This is a genomic window from Micromonospora sp. LOL_023 (assembly GCF_048060115.1).
GTDB lineage: Bacteria > Actinomycetota > Actinomycetes > Mycobacteriales > Micromonosporaceae > Micromonospora_E.
In genome coordinates this window covers 1-9,552 of sequence record NZ_JBHMIM010000103.1, presented here as the reverse complement: position 1 = coordinate 9,552, position 9,552 = coordinate 1, and the positions used below count along the sequence as shown (strand labels likewise).

The 9,552-nt window shown below is 68.9% G+C and carries 12 protein-coding genes; 6 read left to right on the top strand and 6 right to left on the bottom strand.

Annotated elements, in window-relative coordinates:
- Positions 1-327 precede the first annotated feature (327 nt).
- Both ACFHVL_RS30140 and ACFHVL_RS30135 read left to right on the top strand, forming a co-directional pair.
- Positions 328-1,392, top strand: coding sequence for a hypothetical protein (locus tag ACFHVL_RS30140; protein WP_416631943.1), 1,065 nt, complete (start codon positions 328-330; stop codon positions 1,390-1,392).
- A 153-nt stretch (positions 1,393-1,545) separates the two neighbouring features.
- Positions 1,546-2,859, top strand: a complete 1,314-nt coding sequence (locus ACFHVL_RS30135; RefSeq protein WP_416631941.1) for a glycosyltransferase 87 family protein — start codon at positions 1,546-1,548, stop codon at positions 2,857-2,859.
- A gap of 194 nt (positions 2,860-3,053) precedes the next feature.
- Here the strand turns inward: ACFHVL_RS30135 and ACFHVL_RS30130 are convergent, their stop codons facing one another.
- Together ACFHVL_RS30130 and ACFHVL_RS30125 are read right to left on the bottom strand one after the other, a co-directional pair.
- Positions 3,054-3,338, bottom strand: coding sequence for a hypothetical protein (locus ACFHVL_RS30130; RefSeq protein ID WP_416631939.1), 285 nt, complete (start codon positions 3,336-3,338; stop codon positions 3,054-3,056).
- Positions 3,338-3,811, bottom strand: a complete 474-nt coding sequence (locus ACFHVL_RS30125) for a hypothetical protein (protein ID WP_416631937.1) — start codon at positions 3,809-3,811, stop codon at positions 3,338-3,340. The genes ACFHVL_RS30130 and ACFHVL_RS30125 overlap by 1 nt, the downstream gene beginning before the upstream one ends.
- A 300-nt stretch (positions 3,812-4,111) precedes the next feature.
- On the opposite strand from ACFHVL_RS30125, the gene ACFHVL_RS30120 reads away from it, so the two are divergent.
- Together ACFHVL_RS30120 and ACFHVL_RS30115 are read left to right on the top strand one after the other, a co-directional pair.
- Complete coding sequence (locus ACFHVL_RS30120) at positions 4,112-4,654, top strand: GntR family transcriptional regulator (RefSeq protein ID WP_416631935.1); 543 nt, start codon at positions 4,112-4,114, stop codon at positions 4,652-4,654.
- The gene (locus tag ACFHVL_RS30115; protein ID WP_416631933.1) at positions 4,651-5,439 is read left to right on the top strand and encodes a GntR family transcriptional regulator; all 789 of its coding nucleotides are present in this window, start codon (positions 4,651-4,653) and stop codon (positions 5,437-5,439) included. The genes ACFHVL_RS30120 and ACFHVL_RS30115 overlap by 4 nt, the downstream gene beginning before the upstream one ends.
- 54 nt (positions 5,440-5,493) lie before the next feature.
- Here the strand turns inward: ACFHVL_RS30115 and ACFHVL_RS30110 are convergent, their stop codons facing one another.
- Positions 5,494-6,033 carry a GNAT family N-acetyltransferase gene (locus ACFHVL_RS30110; RefSeq protein ID WP_416631931.1) on the bottom strand — a complete coding sequence of 180 codons (540 nt, stop codon included), beginning with the start codon at positions 6,031-6,033 and terminating at the stop codon, positions 5,494-5,496.
- A gap of 105 nt (positions 6,034-6,138) precedes the next feature.
- On the opposite strand from ACFHVL_RS30110, the gene ACFHVL_RS30105 reads away from it, so the two are divergent.
- Positions 6,139-6,669, top strand: coding sequence for a chloramphenicol phosphotransferase CPT family protein (locus tag ACFHVL_RS30105; protein WP_416631929.1), 531 nt, complete (start codon positions 6,139-6,141; stop codon positions 6,667-6,669).
- Between the two features lie 5 nt (positions 6,670-6,674).
- Here ACFHVL_RS30105 and ACFHVL_RS30100 read toward each other — a convergent pair whose 3' ends face one another.
- Entirely contained in the window at positions 6,675-7,919 is a 1,245-nt protein-coding gene (locus ACFHVL_RS30100; protein ID WP_416631927.1) for an erythromycin esterase family protein, read from the bottom strand.
- Complete coding sequence (locus tag ACFHVL_RS30095) at positions 7,916-8,512, bottom strand: NADPH-dependent FMN reductase (RefSeq protein ID WP_416631925.1); 597 nt, start codon at positions 8,510-8,512, stop codon at positions 7,916-7,918. Before ACFHVL_RS30095 ends, ACFHVL_RS30100 begins: the two co-directional genes overlap by 4 nt.
- A 53-nt stretch (positions 8,513-8,565) precedes the next feature.
- On the opposite strand from ACFHVL_RS30095, the gene ACFHVL_RS30090 reads away from it, so the two are divergent.
- Complete coding sequence (locus tag ACFHVL_RS30090) at positions 8,566-8,955, top strand: MerR family DNA-binding transcriptional regulator (RefSeq protein ID WP_416631923.1); 390 nt, start codon at positions 8,566-8,568, stop codon at positions 8,953-8,955.
- Between the two features lie 13 nt (positions 8,956-8,968).
- Here the strand turns inward: ACFHVL_RS30090 and ACFHVL_RS30085 are convergent, their stop codons facing one another.
- Positions 8,969-9,475 carry a winged helix-turn-helix domain-containing protein gene (locus ACFHVL_RS30085; protein WP_416631921.1) on the bottom strand — a complete coding sequence of 169 codons (507 nt, stop codon included), beginning with the start codon at positions 9,473-9,475 and terminating at the stop codon, positions 8,969-8,971.
- Positions 9,476-9,552: the final 77 nt, after the last annotated feature.

Sequence of the window (9,552 nt, the reverse complement as noted above, 5' to 3'; positions counted from 1 at the left end):
CGCAACTCGCCTCGTGTCCGGTTCTCAACACGGACAGAACCTCTCAAGCCGGAACAACGCCGGGGCCGTGGATCAACTCCCACTTGGCCCGACCAAGGACTGAACCAAGATTCACAGTCGATCCAGCTCTTTATGCATTGACTCCCATCAGTCAATGGCGTTACGGTGTCCCTGCGCCTGGACCAACACGGGGAAGGACAGGCAAGCAATCCAAGAGCAGCCTGACGGCAACCCCTCGGCTGGATCGTCGCGCTCACTTGTCTTCCCAGGCGCTCCATTGGTGCGTCGATCGAGGTCCCCACCCTCAACATCACGGGAGGAACGTACGTGGACGCTGGATTCCCGAAATCGAAAGACACCAGCCACCCTCACCGGACCGGAGTCACGGCCCCACTCAGTCTACTCACCGCACTGACCACCAGCGCCCTGCTGATGATGTCCGGCATGCCGGCCCAGGCCGCACCGCCTGCCAACCCGACCCAGGATGCACGCATTGTCACCGAACAGGGCACCCACATCGTCACGGGGCGGGACGCGAAGGGTGCGACCCGCACCGGAGCGATCGCACCGGGAACGGTGACCCGCGCCGCGCCACCAAAGGTGACGGGCCACCCTCCGCTGCCGCAGCAGGGCTTCAGTAAACGCTCGAGCGGGACCGCCTTCGGTGACTTCTGGCAGTTGCAGATGAACCTCTGCAACAGCGGTCACGCCGGTTGTTACGCCGACGGGTACGCGATCGACGAGGGCGCGTACATGATCTATCTGCTCATGCCAGACCTCGTCACCGTCAACGAGGTCTGTCTCGGGGACGTCGCGAACGACCTCGCGCCGGCGATGGCCGGCGCATGGGCCGGCGACTGGGCGTTCTACGTGTTCATGCCCGCCGTCACCGCCGCTGGAACCCCGGTAACCTGCACAAACGGCGACGAGTACGGGGTAGCTGTGATCGGGCACATGCCTGACTCCATGTACTACGGCTTCGACGCCTTCGGCGGACATTACGGCAACCAGGACTCCGGCAACGAGAAGCGCGCCTTCGCCTGCCTGTACGCCATCGACCACTATTACGCCTGCACAACTCATCTGAGCAGCAACAGCGAGCCGGTCGCCCTCGCTCAGTGCCTGGAACTGCTGACTGGGGTCATCCCCGCGATCCGCACGTATGAAGGCGTGTACCGACCCACTGTGATCGGCGGCGACCTCAACCTGGAATATGACACCAGTGATCCGGAGAATGTGCAGAACTGCGTTCCGTCCGGATACACCCGCAAAGGCGACGGAAAGGTGCAGCACATCATGGCGACCAACGACACGCCGTTCTACGACACCGAGACGTACCTGATGTTCTACACCGACCATCAAGCGTTTCTGGCCAAGCTGACCATGCCCTGACGGGCCGACCCGAGCATCAGCCGGGCCAGTGGGGCCCGAGCCAACAGACCGGGTGACCGGGCCACGTGCCGGGATCCGATCGAGCCGGTTCCGCCGACGCATGTCGATCTGTTGGCGGGACCGGTACGGACCGGAGGGACAGCAGTGTCCAGTATGATCCAGCGTACTGATCCGGCGGGAGGGCTACGGGGGCAGAGCGTGCACCGAATCCGGTCGTCCACGTCGCACCGACCGAAGGGCACACCACCCCGGTTGAAGGGCAGCGGCTCCGTTCACCCGGTCCGGGTCGCGGTCGCCGTCTGGTTCGCCGCAGCCGTCGTCGCCGTCGCCCAGTCGGTGGCGGCGCTCACCCGCGCCCGGCACGACCGGCTCGCCGACCTCGACGTATACGTGGAGGCGGTCACCGGGCTACGGCAGGGCACCAGCCTCTACGACTACGCTGCGGCGAGCACCGGGGCACCGTTCACCTATCCGCCCCTGTCCGGCCTGCTGTTCGTACCGCTGACGCTGATCGACATCGACGTGCTGCGGGTGATCTGGACGGCGGCCACCGTTGCGCTGGTGGCGCTGCTCGCCGTGATCGTGTCCCGCGCCGATGGGGCCCACCGGCTCCTGCCCCGGCAGGTGGCACCGGCGGCGATCGCCCTGCTGCTGTTCGCGTCGGCTCCGGTCTCCAGCAACCTCCGGTTCGGCCAGGTCAGCGTGATCCTGACCCTGCTGGTGCTGGTCGACTGCCTGGGGCGTGCCCCGCGTCGGCTAGCTGGTGTCGCCACCGGACTGGCCGCCGCGATCAAGCTCACCCCGCTGATCTTCATCCCGTACCTGTGGCTCGCCGGCGAGCGACGGGCGGCGGTCACCGCGACCGGGACCTTCCTCGCCGGTACCGGCCTGGCCTGGCTGATCCTGCCAGGCGAGTCGGCGCGGTTCTGGCTCACCGAGATGTGGGACGTCGACCGGGTCGGCAACATCGTCACCGCCGGCAACCAGTCGATCAACGGTGCCCTACTACGGTTGGGAGCACCCGACGACGCTCGTACCCTCGTGCTGTTCACCGCCGGGCTCGCGGTGGTCACGATCGCCCTGGTACGCGGCGCGGTCGCCTACCGGGACGGGGACCGGCTGGCCGGCGTGGTGATTGTCGGCGCCGCCGGCCTGGCGTTCTCGCCGGTGTCCTGGACCCACCATCAGACCTGGCTCGTGCTAGCCGCTCTGCTGGTGGTGAGCGGGCGCCGAGGCCGCGCACTGGCCTGGACCGGTCTGGTGGCTGCCACCATGATTCTGCCGGTGATGTCAATGGGCGACGGGCTGCCCTCCGCAGACCTGACCGACAACGTCCGGGTGCTGCTCGCGTTGGTGGTGGCCTGCCTGGTCCCGACCGTCGGGGCCCGACCAGGTTCCGGTCTTCCCGGCCGGGCCGAGGTGCCCAACCTCACCGCCCGACGCTTTAGGACGACGGCTTGGCGGTAGTAAGTTCGCCGCAGCGGGGGCACCAGCTGCTCTTCACCTTGAACGAGAACAGCCCGGCGAGGTAGCCGAGCAACACGGCACTGGTCAGGGCACAAACGTCCATCGTGATCCACTTTCCACTGGGGTCTGGAATGGGGTCGGGCTCGTGGTTGCCGCCACCGGCCCGACCCCGGCTCGCACAGACGGCAGGCGGGTTATGGGTGTACGGCTGGCAAGGGGTCGACGCCGTTGGGTGGCCGGTGTCGCTGCAGCACCCCGGGGCGGGTCAACGCCGACTTGTAGACGCCGATCGCGGCCATCCGCCCGTCCCGACCCGCCAACATGATCGTCGCGAGGATGCCGACCACCGGGGACTCGGCGTCGTCCAGGCCGTACCGGATGTCGGAGACCCGGACCGTCATCGACCGATCGCCGAACACCCAGTCGGCCTTGCCGAGATGCAGCGTGTCACCGACCCGCAGGAGATTACCGTCGGCCATCAGTCGTCCCGGCCGTCGTGAACGTACCCGTCCGGCCAGAGTCCGGCGTACTGCAACACCGCCCGCACCCGACGCGCCTTGACCTGATCCCACCGGTCTAACACCGCCAACGCGCTGGTGAACGGCGGACACAGCGCCGGCCCGTCGCACGCCCGGCACTCGGCCAACCGGCTCGGCATGTGCACGGCGACCGTCTCCCGCGCCCGGTCCAACACGTCAGCGTCCGGCCGGTTCCGCATCGCCGCCGCCACCTCGTCCAGCACCGCCCGTTCGGCGTCGACAGCCGGACGCTCGGCGTCCGGCGCAGACGCCACCCCGCGCGCGGCCAGCAGCCGGAAACGCGGATCACTCCCGATGTCCGTCTGCCCCGGCGTCCGTCGCGGCAACGGCGGCCGGTTCGGCGTCGGACCTTCATTGCGAACGACGTACGGCGACCCGCCATACCTACTGCGGGGACCTTGGTTCCTGGTCAAGAGCTTCTCCTTCGCAGGGAGGACTGTTGAGAGGTCTGCGGCAGGTACAGGGCCGAATTCAGGCACAGCGGGCAAGAGCACTGGGGTCACCAGTGCCCTCGATTCAACATCCGTGATCCGTGGGGGCCGGGATCCTTGGCCGACTGACCAGCGCAGGAACCTCAAGTAAGCAGAGCTTATAATGATTGTGATAAGGCTGCAAGTGGCGTTGGCCAACAAGGTTCCCCACCCGAGTACGGTCAGTGAGCCAAGCCGCCACGCATCCGGCACCATGATCGGAGGCAGCAACCGGAGGCAACCATGACAGACCAAGGCTGGACCAGCAGCTCAGACCCGTACCTCGTCGCGCAGCAGCACGACGCGTGGTCCGCCGAGGCCGCCGGCCGGGGACGCGTCGGCACGCAACAGCTACTCGGCGTCGAGACCGTCGACGCGGACACACAGGTCAGACGCGCACTCGGACTCGCCGCCGGCGAACGAGCCATCGTCCGTCGCCGCCTCATCCTCGAAGACGACCGGCCCGTCGAACTCGCCGACTCCTACTACCCGGAACCCATCGTCGCCGGCACCCCACTCGCCGACAACCGCAAGATCAAAGGCGGCGCGGTACGGGTCCTCACCGGCCTCAACCTCGCACCCCACCAGGTCAGCGAACACGTCACCGCACGACGGCCGACCGATCAGGAACAGGAACTCCTCGACATCGCCGCCGACGAACCGGTCCTGGTCCTCACCCGCATCAGCCGCGCTGCCACCGGCCAACCCGTCGAGTACGCCGTCATGCGCACCGTGACCAGCCGCTCCACCGGCCACACCTACCAGATGCAGGTCCCACCCGCATGACCAACGAACCCGACCCCGCCGCTGCCAATGACGTACGCGACCGCCAGCGCCAGATCGCGGCCGATCTCCGCCGACAGATCCTCACCGGCGAGTTCAAGCCCGGCGACAAGGTGCCCTCCACGGCCCAGCTCTGCGAGCGGTACGGCGTCTCCAACCTCACCACCCAACGCGCACTCGCCATCCTCAAGAAGCAAGGATTCGTCCGTGGCGAGTCCGGGGTCGGCGTGTTCGTCACTGCCAACCAGCCGATCGTGGTCGAAGCGAACCACTACCCGGGCCAGACCAGCAGCGCCAATCCGTACCCGTGGATCAGTGAGATCGCAAGTCACGGCCGCCGCAAGACCAGCCGCCTGCTCTCCGTTGACGAGGTAACGCCGCCGGTCGCGGTCGCCGCGGCGTACGACCTCGAACCCGACACCAGCGTCATCCGCCGGCGGCTTCTGCTCCTGCTCGACGACGTCCCGGCCGAACTGGTTACCAACTACTACCGCACCGACCTCGCGCATGGCACCTCGCTCGCCGAGCACCGCCTGATCAAAGGCGGATCCCTCCGGGTGCTCGCCGGACTCGGCAAGCACGCCGGACCAGCCGTCGACGACGTCGAAGCCACCATGCCCACCATCGACGAGTTCATCGCCCTGCAGATGCCCGACGACATGCCCGTGCTGCGTCAGTTCCGCACCGTCTACACCACCGACGGCGAACCCATCGAAGTGACCGAAATGATCAAAGCCGCCCACCGGCACAAGGCCAGATACCTCCTACCCGGACCGCAGGAAGGCTGACCCTTCGGTGCTTCCTGCCGGACCTGGAAAGATCGACGGCGCCGAGGCGGCGACTCAGTCAACCAGGTCAGCGCGGGGGTCGATCACCCAATGGTGCGACCGGATGACGCGGTCGGCGAACGGCACGCTGGTCTCGCCAAGCAACGTGAATCCGAGGCTTCGGCAGACACCGTTCGACGCGACGTTGGACACCGCCGGGTACGCGTGCACACTGCCCCAACGGCCGTCGGCGGCAGCCCGACGCAGCAGCGTACCGGCCGCCCACCTGGCAAGCCCTCGGCCCTGAAACTCGGGCAGCACCATCCACCCGATCTCGGACACCGGCCCGTCGTCGAGGTCATGGGTCCACAGAGCCACCGAACCGGCGACCGTGGCCGGGTCGGCCGCGTCCGGCACGATCATCTTGATCCACTGGGTGTCGGCGGCCGCCGACTGGACGTCCCGCTCGACCTTGACCGCGATGCCGTCGACCGGCAGTGGCCCGCCGAGGTCGGCCATCATCACTGGGTCGCAGCGCATCCGGACGTACGCGTGGACATCATCGGGCCGTACGTCTCGTAGCAGCACGCTGACTCCCCCTGCTTCGTCGAGCACCGCCTTCAGGTTGGCACACCGCGTGCACCCATGCCGGGCCGGTTGGTCGGACCCTCGATAGAGTCGAACGCGGTACCCGCACCCACGGAGAAGGTTACCGATCACATGGCGACGCAGGTCATCGTGCTCAACGGCGGATCCAGCTCCGGCAAGTCCGGGATCGTCCGGTGCCTTAAGCACCTGCTGCCCGGCCCGTGGATCAGCTTCGGCATCGACGACCTGATCGAGCGGCTACCGCCGACCATGGTGACGTTCGGCGCGCAGGGCGAGGTCATCCTCGGCGACGGCTTCGACGAGATGCAGCACGCCTGGCGGGTGGGCGTCGCGGCGATGGCGAGGGCCGGGGCACACATCATCATCGACGAGGTCTTCCTCGGCGGCGGTGTCTCCCAGGAGCAGGCGCGTCGATATCTGGACGGCCTGTCCGTGCTGTGGGTCGGGGTGCGGTGTGCTGCGGACATCGCGGCGGCGCGGGAGATCGCCCGTGGTGACCGGGTGGTCGGAATGGCAGCGTCGCAGGCCCAGATCGTCCACCAGGGAGTCGACTACGACATCGAGGTGGACACCAGCCACCTGGAGTCGCTGGTCTGTGCCCAGACGATCGCCGCGCGGGTGGACGCCACACCGCAGGGCTGACCGGCTCAGCCCTTCGGCTCTGGAGGCTCGACGTACCTGACCGGGCTGATCTGCGGCAGGTGCAGGAGGAGGTCGACGGAACCGGCGAGGTCGTCGAGCTCGGAGTAGTGCCGCTCGTCCTCGTCGGGGCGGTACATGCCGGAGATGAGGCGTACGGCGTGCCGGCCGGCCAGCCACCGCCCGACGGCTTCGGGTTTCGGGGCGGCGGTCAGGTCGACCGCGTACCCCGCGCCCAGCCTGGCCGCGACGTGGTCGAGCGTCTGGTCCAGGCTGCCGGGGCGGGGTGCCGGGAGGTGGAAGCCCCGGATGCGGCCGGACCCGAAGGTGGTCAGCACGCAGCGGTAGCCCGTCCCGAGGCGCTTGCGGAGTCGGGAGCCGAAGCCGGTCCCCCGGGCGGCCAGGTGACCGAGCCCGTCCCAGACGACGGCTCGCCGTCCGTTGGTCCGCAGGTGTTCGACCAGCCGGTCTGCGGCGGCCGTCTCCTCATCGTCGCCGCTGCGGCCTCGGCTCAGTGGGGCGGCGTGGAATCGCACGATGCGGTCGAGCGCGGCGAGTGCACGGGTCGCCGCGTCGGAGTCGGGTGCGAGCACGGCTGCCGTCGCGGTCCGAGCCTGCCGGGCCAGGTCGACGAAGGGCGCGCCGGTCCACCTGCCGTGGGCGCGTTCCACGTGTTCGCCGCCGTCGTGTGCGACCCGGATCGTCGTCAGCAGCGCCGATATCCGCTCGTGGTCGCGGGTGCCCACCGTCAGGGCGAGGACCCGGTCGTAGTCGGCGGGCTCCGCCGTGGAGCGGGTGATTCCGCGGATCTCCACCTGGTCCGCCGGGTAGGTGGCGTTGTGGACACGTAACCAGATCAGTGCGCGGCGCAGCGACTCGGTGCGCCACGGCCCCCAGGCGTCCGCCAGGATCGCCTCGGGACCGTTCGTCGACCGATCTCCGGCCCTGGCCCAGTGATCGAGCCGCTCGCCGATCTCGGTGGTGTCCTGCAGGACGACGGTACGCACGCCCCGGGTCACCAACGCCTGGAGCAGGTCGACCTGCAGTTCGCTGACCTCGGCGCTCTCCCGGGTCGTCGGCGCGAGTCCGATGACCGTCGGCGTATCGGCCGCCTCGTGGTCTGCCCGGTGCGGCAGCAGGCCGTCGGCGATGTCGGCCACGACGTCCCGCCACGGGGTGTCGCCGTACGGCCGCATTGGTCGGACCTGTGCGGACAGCCAGTCGACGACCGCCGCCGGTGCCCCGACGCTCATCGGATCCTCCCCTCGGCGGCGGGGGTGCGCCCGACGCTGAGTGCCCCGGCCAACTCGGCCAGCATGCGGGTCCGGGACTCGGCATCGCCCGGCCTGGCCGCGTACCGGCCGTCGGCAACCTGGTGCGGCGAGAGGTGCAGCGACGTGGCGACGGGACGCATCCGCAGTTCCTCGGCCACCTGGCGCAGCTGCGCCACGGCTCGGCCGCCGCCGGACATCCCGTAGCCGACGAAGGCCACCGGCTTGTCGGCCCACTCGGCGTACAGGTGGTCCAGGGCGTTCTTCAGTACGCCGGGGAAGGAAGCGTTGTACTCGGGAACGACGATGACGTACGCGTGGTAGCTGTCGATCGCGGCGGCCCAGCGGCGGGTGGTCTCGTGTTCGTAGCTGCCGAAGACGGCGGCGAGCGGCTCGCCCAGCATCGGCAGGTCGAAGCCGGCCAGGTCGACCACCTCCAGGCGGAGATCCAGCTGGCTGCGCTCCGATGCCACCCACTGGGCGATGACAGGTGACCGCCGGGTGGGTCGCGTGCTGCCCGCGATCACTGCGACCCGCAGCGGTCGGTCCGGGGTGGCGATGTGGTCCGTTTCCATGCCGCTGACGGTAGAACTTGAACATTGGTTGAAGTCAAGCGACGATGCGTCCCATGTCCAATGCCATCATCTCCCCGGCGACGCTGAGCGTGGGTGAGGTCGCGGCTGCCAGCGGAGTCGCCACCTCGGCCATCCGGTTCTACGAACGCCAGGGGCTACTCACCTCCGTCCGCACCAGCGGCAACCAACGCCGCTACGACGAGTTCGCCCCGTGCGTGGTGCGGATCTGCCGGGTGGCCCAACGTGTCGGGCTCAGCGTGCAGGAGATCGTCGCCCTGTTCGCCGCCCTGCCGGCCAGCCCGACCGAGGCCGACTGGCAGCAGCTCACCCGGGCGCTCGTCGCCGAGGCGGAGCGCCGCATCGCCGAACTGCACGACGCGCTCGACGACATCGCCTCCGGCGAACCGCTCTGCAAGCTACCGGCCGGCGGACGCGCGCGCTGACTCCAGAAGCCGGTTACCCGGGCACCAGGTGGTAGCCGACGCCTCGGACGGTGCGTACCCGTGGCCCGTTGGGCAGCGCCGCGAGCTTGCGCCGTAGTCGCTTCACGGTGGCGTGCAGCGCGGCCCGGTCGCCCAGATAGGCGCCGCCCCAGACCGCCTCGAACAACTGCCGGTACGTCCACAGCCGCAGCGGTGGACCGGCCAGCCGCAGCAGCGTCTCCCGCTCCAACGGGGTGAGCGCCAGTGCCTCGCCGCGCCAGGTGACCTCGGTGGAGACCGGGTCGAGCAGCAGGTCGCCGACGCGGATCAGCTCGGCCCGCGGCGGACCGGTGGTCGCCGTCGGCCTGGCAGTCGCCGCCAGTCCATCGGCCACCGCCGTCGACAGCAGCATTGTCCGCAGCTCGGTCAGGGTGTTGACGACCAGCACCGCACCGAGGTCGTCGACGCGGGACACCAGTCGCTCGCGTACCGCCGGGTCCGTCGACACGCACACCACCAACGGCACCTCGCCACCCGTCACCGCATCTCCGTTACCTCTCAGTGGGCTTTAGTGAGCGCACGGTTGGTAGTCCTGCCTTGCGGTAGGACGGTCCCGGT